Below are 18,676 nucleotides of genomic sequence, written 5' to 3'. Positions count from 1 at the left end.
GATTACTATGAGTCTTGCTCTTCTAGCGAGTAAGGCAGTGCAATTAAGCTCAGTTCAGAGCCAGCATCGGCAGCAACTCTTAACTTAGCATCGAGCTGGGTATCGTTGGCTAATACTGCAGTTAACAACACTTGCTCGCCACGCTGTACAGATTCGATGATAGTCCCCGCACGGCGGAAGCCTTCATCATCTTCTAGTGCAATCTCAAGTTGGCTTTCATTGGTTAATGGCGCTGTTACGGTACCGCTAACAATATAAAGTGCGCGTTTGTTACCACCGCGATACTTCATTCGAGCAATGGTTTCTTGGCCCATGTAGCAGCCCTTGTTAAAGCTGATGCCATTGACCGCCTGTAAATTACACATCTGCGGTACAAATTGACCTTGATGATTAGCGCCTAAATTAGGGTATCCAGCAGTGATTTCAAGGGCTTGCCATGCGCTAGCATCGAAAATTGGCTGCTCAATATGATTAAGTAATGACGACGCTTGGCTTTGCTCAATCGCCACGATATAGCGACCTGAGTCATGGATAATCATGCCGTTATCGATCTGAGTTAGCTCATTATTTAGCTCACCAAATTGCGCAGTTAACCAAGCCTGAGCTTGCTCTCCTGCCACGCCTAGCAATAACCATGCATCAGTGACGTCGCTTAGCTCAGCCTTACTAAATACTGCGTATTTTTGCAGTTGCGGTAGATCCAGTGCCAAGGTGTCTTTTGGCATCATTAAGAAAAGGGTGTCACCTTTAGCGAAGGTTCTAAAGCTGGCCAGCATCTTACCTTTAGGATCACAATGAGCGCCCCAGCGCCATTGGTCGCTTTCAAGCGAGCTGATATCGGTGGTCACTTGGCCGTGAATGAAGCTGCGGCCTTGCTCTCCAGTGACAGAGATTAAGCCTAAGTGTGTTAATTCAGAAAAAAGCAGTTCAGGCTGTTGTCCATTAAGAGGCCAAGTTGGCTGAGAAGTTGACAGCGTCATAAGAGGATCCAAGAATTAAACCAATAAGGACAATGATTGTACCGCTAAAATCTTACTGCGCAAGCGCAGCAGTTCAAACTCATTGCTATCATCAAGACAAAACAAAGGCCGTATAATGTGATTATACGGCCTTATTCAGTGCAGCTTGCTAAAGGACTAGACGTTCAACTTCAGTTAGTGAATTAGACGTTCTTGACCTTTAATGAACTTTATTAGTGAAGCAATCGAGTTCTAATCGTGCCTTCAATAGCTTGCATCTCTATTAGCGCTTCGTCAGCCTTATCAGAATCGACTTCCATCACCACGTAACCAATTTCAGCCGTGGTTTGTAGATACTGAGCAGCAATGTTAATGCCTTTTTCTGCAAACGCGGAGTTAATCTGGATCAAGATCCCCGGACGGTTACGGTGAATATGCAGTAAGCGCGAAGTACCAGAGTGTTGAGCCAGTGACACTTCAGGGAAGTTCACCGCTGTCATGGTTGAACCATTATCTGAGTATTTAGCTAGTTTGCCAGCGACTTCGATACCGATGTTTTCTTGAGCCTCTGCCGTACTGCCGCCCACATGTGGAGTGAGTATGACATTGTCTAGGCCGCGTAGTGGGCTGACAAACTCATCGTCATTAGATTTAGGCTCAACAGGAAACACGTCGATGGCGGCGCCAGCAAGGTGTTGCTCTTTTAGTGATGCCGCTAACGCATCGATATCAACCACTGTGCCGCGAGAGGCATTAATTAAAATGCTGCCTTTACGCATAGAAGCTAGCTCTTCATAGCTAATCATCTCTTTTGTCTGTGGTGTTTCAGGTACGTGTAGGCTCACCACATCGGCAATCGATAGCAGTTGCTGTAGTGAGTGCACTTGCTGTGCATTACCCAGCGGCAGTTTATCTTCAATATCAAAGAAGACAACGCGCATACCCAAGGTTTCAGCAAGAATACCTAGCTGAGTGCCAATATGGCCGTAACCGATAACCCCTAAGGTTTTACCGCGAGCCTCATAGCTTCCTGAAGCGCTTTTTAGCCAGCCGCCACGGTGAGCTAGCGCATTACGCTGTGGGATCCCACGAAATAACATGATGATCTCACCGAGTACGAGTTCAGCTACGCTACGCGTATTTGAGAATGGTGCGTTAAATACAGGGATCCCCAGTTTTTCAGCTGCAGCGAGACTGACTTGGTTAGTACCAATACAGAAACAACCAATGCCAACGAGTTTGTCGGCTTGGGATAATACGTCTTCAGTCAATTGGGTACGGGAGCGGATACCAATAAAGTGGGCATCTTTAGTCGCTGAGGCTAATTCGTCTCCAGCGAGTGATGCTTTGTGATATTCAATGTTGGTGTAACCCGCACGTTCAAATACATCTACCGCAGATTGGTGGACGCCTTCCAACAGCAGGATCTTAATTTTATCCTTGTCCAGCGAATGTTTCGCCATGATTTATGTACCCTTTTAGTTTATATGTATTATGTATACTTAGTGCCACCGCAGAGACGACTAAACTCTACGTTGTAGGAGTGGTTTGGGTATAGACTGTCAATGTACTAAGGACTGCAAAGCCTTCACAACTGATATTTACTTCGAAAGCGTAACAGAGGTAACAAAGTATCACTTTTTTTACTGACTGTGGAGGGCTAGATGGCTAAAGTGTTTATTCTTAATTTAGAACAATATGGTATATGAGGGCGATATTTTGAATAAAAGCGCTGTGTGGCTAGTGATATTCTTCGCAGTATTAATCTGGTCAGGTATTAATCCTAAAGATCAATTTACCTGGTTTTTAGAGGTTGCACCGGCCTTAATTGCATTACCTATTCTGATCTATACCCGCAATAGTTTTGCTTTAACGAGTTTAGCTTATGGCTTGATTTTGATTCACTGCATCATTTTGATGGTGGGTGGACATTATACCTATGCTGAAGTGCCGCTATTTGATTGGATTAGCGACTGGACGGGCGCTCAGCGTAATAACTACGACAAAGTCGGCCATTTTGCTCAAGGTTTTATTCCGACTATTTTGGCCCGCGAGGTATTTATACGTCTCAGTGTTGTTAAGTTAGGTGCTTGGTGTAACTTTCTAGCTATCTGTTTTGCTTTAGCATTCTCTGCTTTCTATGAACTTATAGAGTGGTGGGTTGCGGAGCTGACCGGTGAAGATGCCGAAGCGTTTTTAGGCACCCAAGGGTACGTATGGGACACGCAGTCTGATATGGCAATGGCGCTAGTGGGGGCAATATCAGCCATTCTGTTGCTTAGCCGTTTGCATGATAAGCAGTTGAGCACAAAACTTAGTCAGTAAAAATCATAGTCAGTAAAAATCATAGTCAGTAAAAATCATAGTAGGCTTGCTGGCTATACCAGTTTACCTAGGCATAGACTAGGTAAACTCTGTATACTTCTGCTGCTTATAACGAGTTACATGATGTGGCTCGGGCCAATATTTAAAATCGTGCTTTCGTTCTAAAGCTAACAAGCGTTAATCTGTTCTGGGAATGACTTCAGGATCTAGATTTTAGTTTGTTCTATTTAACGGACAGGCAAAACTTTTCAGGGAGGAAAGTGATGAGAAAAATTGACGAAGTCGTCTTTCTGCATCAAATGGCGTCCCCTTGTCATTTGGCAATACTTGCAGAGTCAATCGGATTAAAAACTCGGGTTATCTCTAATGTAGAACAGCTTGAAGCCAATAGTAGTGATAACTGCTTTTATCTGGTTTCTCAACAAGGTGCAGCGCTCGATATTAATGGGATTCCGTTGGTGGCGACTCAATTGGTCAAGCATGTTCCTGTAGCGCTTTATCATGTCGAACGAGAAGGTATTGCTGCAGAAGCTGCATTGCTGCAAGGGATCCGTGGTCTACTGTTTTTGAATGAACGTATGGACCTGCTGCTAACTGGCTTACGTAAGATGTTAGCCGATGAGTTATGGTTCGATAGGCCGTTGATGAGCAGTGTATTGCGTCAATTAGTCAGCAAAATGGATGTACCTGAAGCCTTGACCAGTGAAGAGTCGGAATCACTTGAGGTGCTAACTAATCGTGAGAAAACCATTATTCAATTGGTATCGAGTGGCGCACGCAATAAAGAGATCGCAGGTAAGCTGAGTATTAGCGAGCATACGGTTAAGGCACATATCTCTTCTATATTTAGAAAAACTCAAGCGAGAAATCGTGTAGAACTGCTGCGCTGGGCACAATCATTCCAGAGCCAACTTAATCTATATGCATTGAACTAATGAATTTATCAGTATTGAGCATAAACTCACACGACTAACGTTACTCTGAACATCGCTTTGAACTGTAGTGGTATAGTTAATTTTAACATAGCTCTGAGCATGGTCAGGCTTAATTTAAGCTCGTTAACACTGTATCGGAAGCGCTAAAGCTCACCTTTTAGGCGTGTTTTGGCGTCCGACTTCTGCACTCAGTGACCTTACAAGCGAACAAGCATTACATCATCCATTCACCTTAAATACGTTTGCTAAAAACACGCTAAGATTTAATCTCCGCTTAATATCTAGCATTTTTAATAGGTGCGTAAGTAAGAGTTTGCGTTAAACACTAAGTTAGCCATCAAATATGATAATTTTTAGTCATTAGTAAAGTTATAAACTTTCAGTTTTGTATTTTTTGGATCTGAAATTAGTCATTTTGTGACTAATTAAGCTTTGTTCTTGCGAGTGAAACCTTTGGCTTTGTTGTTGCTTTAACTGGCCACGTGTGCCATTCCTGTTGGGTTTGCGTATTATTTATGTTTTAAGGTTATTTCTATTTATATGCTTTTCTACCGTTTCGATTCAATTAGCTGCTCTAACCGATAAAAACTCAATTTATCTTCGTCAATCTCAGCCAATTTCCTTGCAGCAAAATACTGCCTGTATACACTGCCGTCATATCAAGATTTAAATGGTAATAAATGTATGGAAGTTTTCATCAGTTTGTTCGGCATGTTCTGTCTTATAGGATTAGCGGTAGCGCTATCTGAAAATAGAAAAGCAATTAATCTTAGAACTGTACTCGGCGCATTGGCGTTTCAAGTCGCCTTTGGTGCATTCGTTATGTATGTTCCTATGGGGCAGGCGGTGCTTGATGGTGCATCAAATGGTGTGATGCACGTTATCGGCTATGCGAATGAAGGCTTAGGTTTTTTATTTGGCGACCTTGCTAAGTTTGGTGTTGGCTTTATCTTCGTGATTAACGTGCTATTTGTGGTGGTATTTATTAGCTCGTTAATTGCCGTACTTTATTACCTCGGCATTATGCAATGGGTTATTGGCCTTATCGGTGGCGGTTTATCTAAGCTACTGGGTTCTAGCCGCGCAGAATCATTGTCAGCAACAGCCAATATATTTGTAGGCCCAATCGAAGCGCCATCTATGGTGCGACCTTTCGTTAAGCATATGACTCGTTCAGAGTTGTTTGCGGTAATGACGGGGGGCTTAGCGTCTGTGGCTGGCGGCACCATGATTGGTTATATCCAGATGGGTGTTGACGTTAAATACGTACTGACTGCCGCGTTTATGACGGCGCCTGCTGGTCTACTGTTTGCCAAATTGATGTGGCCAGAGACGGAAACCCCGCTAAACGACATCAAGAAAGTGATGGACGATATGACTGACAAGCCAGCTAACGTGCTTGATGCCGCAGCTAATGGTGCGGCAATGGGTATGCAGCAAGTACTGTCGGTATCTGCACTGCTATTATCGTTTGTCGCACTTATCGCCATGGTCAATGGCATGCTAGGCGGTATCGGCGGCTGGTTCGGTATCGAAGACCTAACCATGCAAGCTATCTTAGGTTACATACTTGCCCCACTAGCATGGGTGATGGGCGTGCCTTGGAGCGAAGCAACACAAGCGGCATCATTTATCGGCCAAAAGATGGTGATTAACGAGTTCGTCGCTTACATCGATTTCTTAAAAGTGGCTGATCAGCTATCAGAAAAGACGCAAATCATTATCAGTTTCGCATTGTGTGGTTTTGCCAATATAGGCTCTCTAGCCATGGTGATTGGCGGCCTAGCTGCACTTTGCCCTGAACGTCGTCACGACTTAAGTGCATTAGGTATGAAGGCGCTTATTGCGGCGGCTTTAGCTAACCTAATGAGCGGTACTATTGCAGGTTTACTTTATAGTTTAGCGAGTTGATCCGCTGGGTAAACAACCTATTTTTTAGTTAGTTTTTTAATGAGAAATGCTTGTTTAATAGCGCAAGCAAGCATTTAATTTTGAGTAAGGAAAGTATCATGACTCCACATATCAATGCCGCTGATGGCGCATTTGCTAAAACCGTATTAATGCCTGGCGACCCACTACGAGCTAAATACATTGCTGACAACTTTTTAGACAATGCAGTGCTCGTGACTGACGTTCGTAATATGTTGGGTTATACCGGTGAATACAAAGGTAAGAAGATCTCTGTAATGGGTTCTGGTATGGGTATTCCATCAATTTCAATCTATGCCAAAGAGTTGATCACCGAATATAGCGTTCAAAACATTATCCGTATCGGTTCATGTGGCGCAGTAAGTAACAAAATCAAGTTGATGGATGTAGTGATGGCGATGGGCGCGAGTACTGACTCTGCGGTTAACAGAACCCGTTTTGCAGACACCGATTTTGCTATGATTGCCGATTTTAACTTGCTAAAGCGTGCTGCTGACTCAGCAGAAAAGTTAGGTGCTAACTACCACGTGGGTAACCTGTACTCTTCTGATCTGTTCTACAGCAGTGATGAGAACCGTTACGACTTGATGGAAAAGTACGGCATTTTAGGTGTCGAAATGGAAGCCGCTGGTCTTTATGGTGTTGCCACTGAATTTGGTGCTAACGCATTGGCTATGATGACGGTAACTGATCACCTGCGCCAGGGGTTGCACCTAACGGCAGAAGAGCGCCAGCAAACACTAAACGATATGATCAAGCTCACGTTAGATGCAGTGGAAGATCTTCTTTAATAAAGAATTAAGTTTAGCAAGATAGGCTGCGCGATCACTAACAAGCAAAGAAACATAGAACAGCTTATCTCTTTACCCTCTGGCCCGCGATTATGCACACTAAGTTGGACGTTTCTAGCGTAATCGACAAAAAATATTAAGTATTCTCGCGGGCCAACTTTAACTCTTCACTCTTACTCTGTAAGCCAACATCATATCAAACGATCGTAAATACACATCCTGCTCGACAATACTTTCTATGCCTGTTTAAACCACTCATCTTACAGGTTTAAAGATCCTGCCTGACAAAGTAGACTGTGCCCAGTAATAAGTATAAACAACAGCTAATAACAACAGCTAACAACAACTAATAACAACAGTGGAAGCACAATATGTCGATTTGGTTTAAGCCTGTCAGTTTGGAAGTATGCGCGAAAATGGATGCGGGGATGCATGGAAAAGGCACGCTAATGCAAACAATGGGGATCACTATTTCTGAAATCGGTGATGACTATATGAAGGCCACTATGCCGGCAACCCCAGCAGTACATAACCCACTTGGTATAGTTCATGGTGGGGCGAACGTGGCCCTAGCGGAAACGGTAGCCAGTTATGCAGCTAACTTCGCGGTCGACTTTGAAAACTATTATTGCGTTGGCCAAGAGATTAACGCCAATCACTTAAAAGCTTCGCGTAATGGCATTCTTACCGCCACCGCAAAAGCGATCCACTTAGGCAAACGTAGCTCAGTGTGGGAAGTGCTAATCCATAACAGTGCCGGTGAGTTATGCTGTATCTCTCGCATGACTGCAGCTGTAGTGAAACGCTAAAGACTAAAGACTAAAGACTAAAGACTAAAGACTAAAGACTAAAGACTAAAGACTAAAGACTAAAGACTAAAGACTAAACGGACAGAGGCTTTAAACTACGGCTTAGTCGTCGCTATAAAAGGTGTTGTTTCAACGCCGTGCCAGTGAGCGATGCTTTATTGCAAGATCACTCGCATGACTGCAGCTGTGGTTAAGCGCTAAAGACTAAACGGACAGAGGCTTTAAACTACAGCTTAGTCGTCGCTATAAAAGGTGTTGTTTCAACGCCGTGCCAGTGAGTGATGCCTTATTGCAAGATCACTCGCATGACTGCAGCTGTGGTTAATCGCTAAACTTTTATTCGGCTAGGGGCTGTTTTAATGGCTGATTTTTGCGCATACTTATTGCACATTCAAGTTATGTTTGCTGCATAACTTGGTTCGACAAAAACCAATGAGGATAGCGCATGGATAACGCAACAATATGGGAATGGGTCGGCTATCTAGCGTCGGTTGTCGTCGCGATATCGCTAATGATGTCAAACATCAAAAAGCTTCGTTGGTGGAACCTTATCGGAGCGGCGTTATTTGTAGCCTATGGTTTAGCTATTGATGCGATTCCGGTGGCATTGGTTAACTTCTTTATTGTGCTTATCGACGCCTATTATTTGGTGAAGTTGTACAAAGCTGATTCACATATAAAAGACTCTACTGAGCTATAGTCTACAAACTCTAATTTACAGAGCTTTAAAATAGCTTTGATACACTAATACACAGTTCATTGAGGAGGAAATAAGCTGTTTTCCTCCATTTTTACAAATGTAAATCACGTTAAAACGCTTAATTTAAACCACTTCTACTGTTTTTCATCAGCTTAAATCGCCATTGGTAGCATTTAACGCTTACATCTTTGCTACCCGGTAGTGATTAAATTCAAACATTTCATTTATTGATTAGTATCAATGTTGTTATTCATTTTCAACATTACTCTGCAACGCCTTAATTCAGTTGCAGTTTACTCCTGTCTTAATTTTTCCATTTATATTGTTTTAGCTACCCATTCTTAATCTGTTATTTGATTTAAGGTTATCTGTTTTAATCGTTTTAATGTTTTTGGTTGTGAGCCTATTATCTGTTCATCGACATACGGCATCTATGCCATATCGCCATATCGCCATAGCGTATCGCACATTGCACATTGGGGATAAACCATGGCCACACTATTTGATTTAATTGAAACTTGGCTCGAGTCCAGCCAAGATTAAGGAATACTTTATGAGTCAGCAAAATCGAGTTCTTACTGCACAAAACGGCGCACCTATTAGTGATGACCAAAACTCACTATCAGCAGGAGAGCGTGGTCCGCTGCTACTTCAAGATTGGCATCTAATTGAGAAGCTTGCACACTTCAACCGTGAGCGTATTCCAGAGCGTATCGTGCATGCAAAAGGGACTGGGGTTTATGGTACATTTACGCTGACTCGAGACATGAGTGAATTTACTCTAGCAGACCACTTCAATGGTGTGGGCAAGCAGACTGAAACCTTTGTACGTTTTTCAACGGTAGGTGGTGAGATGGGCTCTGCTGATGCAGAACGTGATCCTCGCGGCTTTGGTTTACGTTTTTATACCGAGCGTGGTAATCACGATATCGTAGGTAATAACACGCCAACGTTCTTCTTGCGTGATGGTATTAAGTTCCCAGATTTTATCCATACTCAAAAGCGTAACCCACAAACAAACCTTAAAGATCCCCATGCGATGTGGGACTTCTGGGCGCTAAACCCTGAAGCTATGCATCAGGTGACAGTCTTAATGTCAGACCGTGGAATTCCAGCTAACTACCGTCAAATGCACGGCTATGGTTCGCATACATTCTCTTTTTGGAATGCAGCGGGTGAGCGTTTCTGGGTTAAATTCCACTTTAAGACTAAGCAGGGCATCGCGAACTTAACGGCGGAGCAGGCAGATATTCTTAAAGGTATCGATCCTGATTCATCGCAGCGCGATATGCTTGCTGCAATTAATGATGGTAACTTCCCTAAGTGGGCGGTAAAAGTACAGATCATGCCAGAAGCTGAGGCGAATACTTATAAGATCAACCCGTTCGATTTGACTAAAGTATGGTCGCATACCGATTATCCACTGATTGAAATTGGTGAGCTTGAGCTTAACCGTATGCCGCAAAACTACTTTGCTGAAGTTGAGCAAGTGGCGCTAGCACCAAGTAACTTAGTCCCAGGTGTGGGCGCCTCACCAGATAAGATGTTACAAGCACGTTTGTTTGCTTATGCTGATGCCCAGCGTTACCGCATAGGCGCTAACTATAACCAGCTACCGGTTAACTGCCCACATGCAACGACGGCAAACCATCACCAACGCGCTGGCGCAATGGCCGGCACACAATGCCCATTCTCTGGTGGTCAGACTGGTGGTGATGCGAGCAGCAACTATGGTCCAAATAGCAATAACGGTCTGCAAGACCAAGCACAATTTGCCGAGCCACCACTGCGTTTAGACGGTGAAGCAGACCGCTATAGCCGTTATGACCAAGATGACTTTAGCCAAGCGGGCGACTTATACCGTCTTCTACCTGAAGATGAAAAAGCGCGATTGATTGCTAACATCGTCGGCAGCTTGAGTGTAGTGAATGAAGCAACGCAAGCTAAGATGGTTGAGCACTTTAGCGCTGCCGATAGCGATTACGGCCAGCGAGTCAAAGCGGCGTTGAAAGTAGGGTAAAGCTGAAAAGGTTCTAGGAAAAAGCAGGCCCTAGGTTCTAGGAAAAGCTAAGAAAGATCCTAAGGACTGAACAAGCATAAAGTTAAAGGCAAGACAGCAGATACTGTTTTGCCTTTTTTGTTTTGATAGAAGCTAAAAAGCCTAGAGCACTCGCAAGCTCGTTGTTAGGTCGCTTTGCGGCGAGAGCGGACTTCGCCCTGCTATACCATCAAAAGATGGCATTGCGTTTCTCAACGTAGGTTGGGCTTTAGCCCATCAGTTTATATAGCCTTAATCATGCTAATAAATTTGACGGCATAAATGCCGACCTACAATTGGTTTTTCCTCAGTCAGCTCTGTTTTACTAACATCAAACATCAAACATCAAACATCAAACATCTTTGATGTAGGTTGGGCTTTAGCCCATGAGTTTATATAGCCTTAATCAAGCCAATAAATTTGACGGCATAAATGCTGACCTACAATTGGTTTTTCCTCAGTCAGCTCTGTTTTGCTAACATCAAACATCAAACATCAAACATCAAACATCAAATATCAAACATCAAATATCTTTGATGTAGGTTGGGCTTTAGCCCATCAGTATATAGCCTTAATCAAGCCAATAAATTTGACGGCATAAATGCCGACCTAAAATGATGATTTGCTATAGCTTTTCCTTGAACCTAGGACCTTGAACCTAGGTCATAGGACCTATGACCTATGACCTAGAACCTAGAACCGTCTTAGCTTTAACTTCCTAAAATACTAAGGTCACGACACCAAGTAACGCAAACAAGACGGCGCAGCCGCGGTGGATCCAATTTAACGGTAATTTCTCTGCGCTGAAGTGCCCAGCGATGACAACGGGCACATTGGCAATCAGCATGCCCAAAGTGGTTCCCATCACAACCATGGCTAAGGCGTCATACTTAGCCGATAACACAACGGTGGCGATTTGGGTTTTATCGCCCATTTCGGCAATGAAAAACAGCACAAAGGTGGCGAGGAACGGCCCCATCGCATAAAAGCGGCTCTCTTCGGCATCGACTTTATCGGGAATGAGTACCCACAGGGCGATAGCAAAAAAGGATGCGGCAACAAGATAGCGTCCTACTTCAGGGCTTATCCAGGATATGGCCCATTGACCGAGCCAAGCTGCAGCAAAATGATTGACCAGCGTCGATAGAAAAATACCCAGAATAATGGCAGTTTTGTTTTTAAAGCGTGCGGCTAAAATTAGCGCGAGTAGTTGCGTCTTATCGCCGATTTCAGCAATAGCAACAGTGAATGTTGATGCGAGCAGTGCTTCCAAGAGGTATTCCTATATGGGGATAGCAATTCTAAGCACTGCAACTCTTCCCCAAATTAAGAGGTGCGGTGCTCAGGTCTTGCTGGGCAAACTCAACGGCTAGTGCACATTGAGCAGCTGTATGTACCATGGCATCTGGCCAATTATGTTGATACATACTCAGTAGAAGACTTAAATCATTGTGAGTCATTCTACTGATAGCTACTCCCCTGAAGCGGAGGCGGCATTATAGCGATTGCGTTGTATTTTTCAACGCCGTTGGCGTGGAAATAGCCTATATTTTTGTGAAAATTAGCAGCGGGTCAGCCTAGTGTTGCTTAAGTTTTGTGTGCAAGTTAATAACTCGTGCCAAGTTGGTTTTTAGTGGCTTAGATGGCTTGCTAGCAAGGGACGCAGCTGGTAATGTCAACTCAGTCAATTTTAGAGTAGAGCCGTAATGAAGCAATTCACACTGTATTTTCCACGATTTATCCAGCCTCAGTGGCTATGTTGATAAGGTGAATACACGTATTATTTAACTAGCCGTTGGGGCCAATTGGAATCGCAAGGTCGATGATGACCAGATTCGATTGGGGGCTGTTAATGTTATTGTTAACTTGCAAAATCCTCTCCCTCAAAGTCGTTCTAAATCTGACCTACAAAAATAAATTATAAAATTTAACAGGACAATTTTGTGAACTCAAAAATACTTGGCTCAGTTGCCATTGTCGCCGGAACGGCAATCGGTGGCGGCATGTTAGCCCTGCCTCTGGCAACCGCTTCACTTGGTACACTTCCCGCACTGCTTTTACTCATCGCCATCTGGGGCGTATCAATCTATACCTCTCTATTGATGCTTGAAATTAACCTGCGCACGGGTGTGGGTCTTAATATGCACTCTATTACCGGCAAAACATTAGGCCGAGTGGGGCAGATTTTTCAGGGAGCGTCATTCTTAAGTTTATTATTCGCCTTAACCATGGTGTATCTGATGGGCGGCTCATCGCTGCTTGAGTCTAAGATGGACTTGGTTGGTATGAAGATGGACAACCAGCTTGCTGTATTGATATTTACCGCTATTTTCGGTGGTTTGATTGCGGTTGGTGTGCGCTGGATTGATAAAGTTTCACGGGTACTGTTTACCTCAATGATCGCATTACTTGTGATTGTGGTCGCTTACTTGCTACCAGAAGTGGATATGAGCCTACTGATGCGCAACTCGACTGAAGGTATGGTCAGTAGTGGCGACTTAACCAACCTGTGGCTAGCGGCTATTCCAATTGTATTCACCTCATTTGGTTTCCATGTGTGTATTGCCACGATTGTGCGCTACTTAGATGGTGACGCGATGTCATTGCGTAAGGTATTGATTATCGGCTCAACCATTCCATTGGTGTGTTATATCCTGTGGTTGCTAGTGACGCTTGGCACCTTAGGTGGCAAAACCGTGTATGAATTTAGCGGCTCACTACCTATGTTGGTTAGCGCACTGCAAGGTGTGGCGGAATCATCAATTTTGCAGCAGTTCATCGACCTATTCGCTAACCTGGCATTGGTGACCTCATTCCTTGGCGTAACCATGAGCTTGTTTGACTATATTGCCGAACTCACTCGCGCTAAAGAAGGCCTAGCTGGCCGCGCACAAACCTGGCTGCTGACCTTTGTGCCACCGCTATTGTGTGCACTTTATTATCCAGATGGTTTCTACAAGGTGCTTGGTTACGCTGCGATTCCGTTAGTGGTGATGATTATCTTCCTACCGATAGCGATGGCACTACGTCAGCGTAAGCAGAACCTAGGCGGTTATCAGGTGTGTGGCGGTAACACGGCACTTGCTTTAGCTGGGGTTGCAGGGGCAACCATTATTCTAGCCCAGCTATGGGTGGCGCTATAATTTGCCAAGATTAATCTACTTATAGACAAATAAGTATATCAATTAGATTAGGTAACAGCTTTGTAAGAGATTAATTCTGAATCTGTTATCAACATAGCATCTTATGATAAAGTCGAGCTCGATTATGAAAATAATGGCTCGGCTTTTTTGTTTTTCGGGCCCAACAAAATTGACTATCGAAGCACAAGCAATCAACAAAAAATCTTAAAAATACTCATAATAAATGCTTTTAAAAATAATATAAAAATGGACTTATAAAATGAAAAAATGGCTTTTGACAGCAGCTATCGCCACCTCTTTTGGTGCCGTAGCTGACGAAGGTATGTGGCAGCCTCATCAACTTCCTGCCATGGCAGATGAACTGAAAGCGAAGGGATTAGAAATCGACGTTAATTCGATTTCAAAATTGACCGAATTTCCTATGAATGCCGTGATCAGCCTAGGTGGCTGTACGGCATCATTTGTATCACCAAAAGGCCTAGTGGTGACTAACCACCACTGTGCTTACGGCTCAATCCAGTACAATTCAACGCCCGAAAATAACCTGCTACGCGATGGCTTTTTAGCTAAGTCGTTTGGCGAAGAGCTAGCTGCAACACCGGGCTCACGCATTTTCGTGACTGAAAGTGTTACTAACGTGACCGACAAGGTGAAAAAAGGCCTTGAGGGCGAAACCGGTAATGCATTTTACAAAGGCATTGAGCAGAAAGAAAAAGGCTTAGTCGCCGAGTGTGAAAAAGAAGACGGCTACCGCTGTAAAGTTTATAGCTTTCACGGCGGCCTTGAGTATTACCTCGTTAAGCAGCTAGAAATTCGCGATGTGCGTTTAGTGTATAACCCGGCCGCTAGCGTTGGTAAGTACGGCGGCGACGTTGATAACTGGATGTGGCCACGGCACACCGGTGATTACTCATTCTACCGCGCGTATGTCTCTAAAGACGGCAAGCCTGCAGATTTCAGCAAAGACAACGTGCCATACGAGCCAAAGAGCTTCTTGAAAGTGTCGGCTAAAGGCGTGAGCGAAGGTGATTTTGTGATGGTCGCGGGCTACCCAGGGCGTACCAACCGTTACCGCACCGCCAACGAAGTTGAAAATCAATTTGAGTGGGCATATCCAGAAGGTAAAGTCTTACGTGAACGCTTAATTGCAATCATCAAAGAAACTGCGCCAGAAGGCAGTGATGAGCGCATTAAGTATGAAAGCTCAATTGCAGGCCTAGCAAATTATGCTAAAAACTTTACCTCGATGATCGAGTTCTACGGCAAATCGCCCATGCTTGACGACCGTAAAGGCTTAGAGCAAGAGTTAGCTAACTGGATTAAAGCGGACAAGAAGCGTGAGCAGCAATACGGCAAAGTACTGGCTGAGCTTGATAAGTTAATCGCTAAGAGCCAACAAGGCCAAGAACGTGATTTACTGCTGAGCTACATGGGTTACAGCACCATGCTGAGTACAGCTAACCGTTTGTATCGTCTAGCGAATGAAAAAACATTGCCAGATATGCAACGTGAGCCAGGTTTCCAAGACCGCGATATGACCCGTTTTACCTCTGGCATGGAGCGCATTGAGCGCCGCTATGCAGCCAGTGTTGATAAAGCCATGCTAGCGGATCTCATAACCCGTTACGCAGCGCTGCCACAAGATCAGCACCTACCAGCATTTGATAAAGCGTTTGGTATTACTAACAACTTTAACGCGGCCGAGCTAAATAAGACGCTGGATAAGATGTATGCCGATACCCAGCTTTCAGACAAAGACACTCGTTTAGAGTGGATGGACAAATCAGTTGCTGATTTCAAGCAATCAAATGACCCGTTCATTCAGTACGCAGTAGCCACGTTCGATGAGCGTATGCAGCGTGAAAATGACAAGAAGCAGTTAGCAGGTGAGCTAATGAAGGTGCGCCCTATGTATATGGACGCCATCATCGCCTATAACCTTGAGCAAGGGTTGCCGGTTTACGCCGATGCCAACTCAAGCCTACGTGTTACTGTTGGTCATGTGAAAGGGTACTCACCAGAAGATGGGCTTAAAGCGGTGCCGTTTACTCGCCTTGAAGGTATCTTGGCCAAAGACACAGGTGTAGAGCCATTTAACGCACCAGCTAAGCAGTTAGAGCTTATCGCTAACAAGCAGTACGGTGATTACTATGTAAAATCACTAGACTCAGTACCAGTTAACTTCCTATCGACGCTTGATACCACAGGTGGTAACTCAGGTTCACCGACCTTAAATGGCCGTGCTGAGCTAGTGGGTCTACTGTTTGACGGTGTATACGAGAGTATTATCGGTGATTGGGGTTACGATCCACAGACTAACCGTTCTATCCAGGTGGATAGCCGTTATATGCTTTGGGTGATGAAGTATCTAGATAATGCAGATAACCTGTTAGAAGAGATGGAAATTGTTAATTAATCTTCGACCTTATTGACCAAGGTTAGATAGGTCTTTTGGATGCAAAAGCCGAAACATTAAGGTGTTTCGGCTTTTTTGATTTTTGGTTTGGGTTGAGTTTCATGCTCAAACTCGTCTGAACGATACCAAGTTGCGCTTGAGCTTAAAGTTAGACTGCGTCTAACAACTAAAGTCGTGAGCTTCCAGCTCACACACGGCCAAGAGGGGAAAAAGAGTCAACAGCTACCCTCTTGACCATTTCATTTATAAAGAGTCCCAGCCGCCCCGACGAAGTTGTTAACCCTCAGCCATTTTCGAAAATCGCTATCGCTTCAGAATCGCCACTGATAGGCAGGAAGCCTGAATGTCTTGAAGTGCATGGATGCACGAGAAAGACCATGGCTCTACTAAAGCTACCTCGTCATCCATGACTCGCTCACGATTTTCTGTCTACAAGAGTTCTTCAATTCCCTCGGCAACTCCGATAGGGAGTTGGTGTTTCCTGTGAGTTAGTGTTAGCTCTGTTCGTCATGCTTCTATAATGGATTATCAATACCTTAGCTAATGCGAACTATCTGATTTTGTATTCTCTATAACCTTTCCTTGGTAAAGAAGGGGTTAGCTTGTTACCTGAGTCAGCTCAGAGAGGTAAAGACCACTTCTCAGAGCTAAAACTGCTCCATCAAATTAAAGTAAGTTGTAAGCGATTTTTGCTATCAACTTACTTTCTAGTCATACGGCGTACAGCAGCAACCAAACCTAACAACAGCACACTGAACCCCATTGAGCCGCCACTAGAACCACCACTTTCAACTGGCGGTTTAGCATCAAGGTTAGTGATTGAGATAGCTAAACTCGTATTACCTGCAACCGCTCCCGACAAATTAAGAGTAAGCGTTTTAGCGTCTGAATAGACGTTATCACGTATGGTTTTTAACGAAATGGTTTTACTGGCTTCACCATCAACAAACGTTACCGACTCATTGATAAGATTAACGTTAGCAGCAGTCGCTGTTCCGAGTACCGTAGCTAAATTAATACTTAGCTCACCATCTGATCCATCTGTACGAACCAATTCAATATCAACAGAGTTCCCTTCGCTAACAGACATTTTATCAAGCTTAAATGACACTTCACCCGCTTGAGGTTCATCGACATTGATAACTTCAATTTCTTGTGCCGAACTATCCGCAATACTCAATGCGATTGGATAATCTAAGCTAAGAGAAAGCAAGCTAGAACCATCGATATAAATACCATCGGCCTGAGTTGCCAACACTAAATCAACGCTATTTCCACCCGCTGGAAACTCCACATAATGATATAAGCTGCCTGACATTTGCAGTGGTGTTAAGCCCTCAGACCACAAGCCAACAAAGGCATTTTTAGTCGTATCACCATCACGAACAACAGTTACAGTTACAGGCTGACCTTCATTGACAGACTGAGTATCAACCGAAAAAGAAACCGATCCCGCCACTTGACGAAGTTCATTCATTTTAGCGATTTCAGGTAAGCGCTCTGCAACAGTGCGCGCATTCTCAGTTTCGCCATGGACTCCACAGGCCATAGACGGATCAGAGAAACGTAACAACCTAGATGAATGTTCCCACGCTGACACGACACTCGATACCCTTGTACCGTCCTCAAGTTCACACACTACCGCATTAGAATAGGGGAACATAGCGCCACTGGTAGACGCGCCTTTATGATGCCCTGCCCCGAACACATGCCCCGCTTCATGCACAAAAGTACCACTTAGAAAAGGATGATGCCCCGCAAGATTAATACTAATGTGACCACCTGCAACGCCATAAGTCCCAGAATCATCAGGATACGAATGGAACTGAGTAACTACATCGAAGCGTTGCGAAGCAATATATGAATAGGCATCATTCCAAAAGTCATAATAATCATCGTCCATTGTCCCAACACCGAACTTAAATACCGATTCAGGGACATTAACAAAACCTGACATTACGCCTTTTACATGCGGCAACCCAAGTTCAGGAAAATTAGCAACCGATTGATTAAATTCATCAACGCCTTTCTGCACTAGCGCCTCAATCTCTCTTGCACCAAATTCAGATAAAGACTCAGGAGACACAAACATACCGAACGTAACCAGATATGGATCGTCACTGGTTCCCGCCCCTACATAACAAGTCCAATCATTTGAACAATGCTCGAACTGGCCACCAACTTTTGGCACTGACTTAAACATTAGCGAAGGCTTAACGCTACGAACATCATCAACAGCGATTTTACAAGAATCACCATGTTCAACCAGTCCAGCATTAGCAGAAAGTGATAAAACTAAAGCCAAAGTTAATAAAGAAGGTTTAAACGCTTTTTTTATAATTATTTTATTCATTGTCACAACCTCAAAATATGACGAACCTAAGCGGTATTCCCACCAATGTTCAGAGTTTTCGTTAAAGCACGATTAAACGCTTCTAACGTGCGGATTAAATTAGTTTATAATTATCACCATGTCTATGATCTAAATCGATTTTTGCACATAGATATGTGGCAGATATGTGGCAGATATGTGGCAGATATGTGGGGTCAGAGTCTGACGAATCCCCACAAAAAGATAAACAGAAATAATGAGATAGGCAAAAATATGAGGAACATTCATGGCATTTGGTG

The 18,676-nt window shown here is 44.0% G+C and carries 14 protein-coding genes; 9 read left to right on the top strand and 5 right to left on the bottom strand.

From position 1 onward, the window contains the following. Positions 1–5: 5 nt before the first annotated feature. Together ygfZ and serA are read right to left on the bottom strand one after the other, a co-directional pair. Positions 6–980: a tRNA-modifying protein YgfZ gene (gene ygfZ, locus ACVBIK_RS14750; protein ID WP_447169988.1), complete on the bottom strand. Its 975-nt coding sequence runs from the start codon at positions 978–980 to the stop codon at positions 6–8. A 212-nt stretch (positions 981–1,192) separates the two neighbouring features. Further along, positions 1,193–2,422: a phosphoglycerate dehydrogenase gene (gene serA, locus ACVBIK_RS14745; protein ID WP_447160908.1), complete on the bottom strand. Its 1,230-nt coding sequence runs from the start codon at positions 2,420–2,422 to the stop codon at positions 1,193–1,195. A 256-nt stretch (positions 2,423–2,678) separates the two neighbouring features. Here serA and ACVBIK_RS14740 point away from each other — a divergent pair, with 256 nt between their 5' ends. From ACVBIK_RS14740 to katB, 7 genes are all read left to right on the top strand, one after another. Next, on the top strand, positions 2,679–3,284 hold the full coding sequence (locus tag ACVBIK_RS14740; protein ID WP_447160909.1) for a DUF2238 domain-containing protein: 606 nt from the start codon (positions 2,679–2,681) through the stop codon (positions 3,282–3,284). Between the two features lie 263 nt (positions 3,285–3,547). After that, positions 3,548–4,219: a response regulator transcription factor gene (locus ACVBIK_RS14735; protein WP_447160910.1), complete on the top strand. Its 672-nt coding sequence runs from the start codon at positions 3,548–3,550 to the stop codon at positions 4,217–4,219. Positions 4,220–4,903: 684 nt separating this feature from the next. Next, on the top strand, positions 4,904–6,130 hold the full coding sequence (locus ACVBIK_RS14730) for a NupC/NupG family nucleoside CNT transporter (protein ID WP_447160911.1): 1,227 nt from the start codon (positions 4,904–4,906) through the stop codon (positions 6,128–6,130). Between the two features lie 98 nt (positions 6,131–6,228). After that, entirely contained in the window at positions 6,229–6,939 is a 711-nt protein-coding gene (gene deoD, locus ACVBIK_RS14725) for a purine-nucleoside phosphorylase (protein ID WP_447160912.1), read from the top strand. Between the two features lie 371 nt (positions 6,940–7,310). Further along, the gene (locus ACVBIK_RS14720; RefSeq protein WP_447169987.1) at positions 7,311–7,748 is read left to right on the top strand and encodes a PaaI family thioesterase; all 438 of its coding nucleotides are present in this window, start codon (positions 7,311–7,313) and stop codon (positions 7,746–7,748) included. A 445-nt stretch (positions 7,749–8,193) separates the two neighbouring features. Then, complete coding sequence (locus tag ACVBIK_RS14715; RefSeq protein ID WP_447160914.1) at positions 8,194–8,448, top strand: YgjV family protein; 255 nt, start codon at positions 8,194–8,196, stop codon at positions 8,446–8,448. Positions 8,449–9,001: 553 nt separating this feature from the next. After that, positions 9,002–10,468 (top strand): catalase KatB, encoded by a 1,467-nt coding sequence (gene katB, locus ACVBIK_RS14710; RefSeq protein ID WP_447169986.1) that lies wholly within the window; start codon positions 9,002–9,004, stop codon positions 10,466–10,468. 736 nt (positions 10,469–11,204) lie between these two features. Here the strand turns inward: katB and ACVBIK_RS14705 are convergent. Beyond that, a complete protein-coding gene (locus ACVBIK_RS14705; RefSeq protein ID WP_447160916.1) occupies positions 11,205–11,759 on the bottom strand; it encodes a TMEM165/GDT1 family protein in 555 nt (184 codons plus the stop codon). Positions 11,760–11,787: 28 nt separating this feature from the next. Then, positions 11,788–11,946: a hypothetical protein gene (locus tag ACVBIK_RS14700; RefSeq protein ID WP_447169985.1), complete on the bottom strand. Its 159-nt coding sequence runs from the start codon at positions 11,944–11,946 to the stop codon at positions 11,788–11,790. Between the two features lie 483 nt (positions 11,947–12,429). Here ACVBIK_RS14700 and ACVBIK_RS14695 point away from each other — a divergent pair, with 483 nt between their 5' ends. Continuing rightward, positions 12,430–13,629 (top strand): amino acid permease, encoded by a 1,200-nt coding sequence (locus ACVBIK_RS14695; protein WP_447160917.1) that lies wholly within the window; start codon positions 12,430–12,432, stop codon positions 13,627–13,629. 259 nt (positions 13,630–13,888) lie between these two features. Further along, positions 13,889–16,045 carry a S46 family peptidase gene (locus ACVBIK_RS14690; RefSeq protein ID WP_447169984.1) on the top strand — a complete coding sequence of 719 codons (2,157 nt, stop codon included), beginning with the start codon at positions 13,889–13,891 and terminating at the stop codon, positions 16,043–16,045. Between the two features lie 700 nt (positions 16,046–16,745). On the opposite strand, the gene ACVBIK_RS14685 is transcribed toward ACVBIK_RS14690, so the two are convergent. Beyond that, a complete protein-coding gene (locus tag ACVBIK_RS14685; protein ID WP_447169983.1) occupies positions 16,746–18,398 on the bottom strand; it encodes a Calx-beta domain-containing protein in 1,653 nt (550 codons plus the stop codon). Between the last annotated feature and the right edge of the window lie 278 nt (positions 18,399–18,676).

It is taken from the genome of Shewanella sp. 125m-1 (assembly GCF_052977065.1).
Note: the sequence above shows the minus strand (reverse complement) of the source record. Positions and strands in the feature narration are given on the sequence as shown.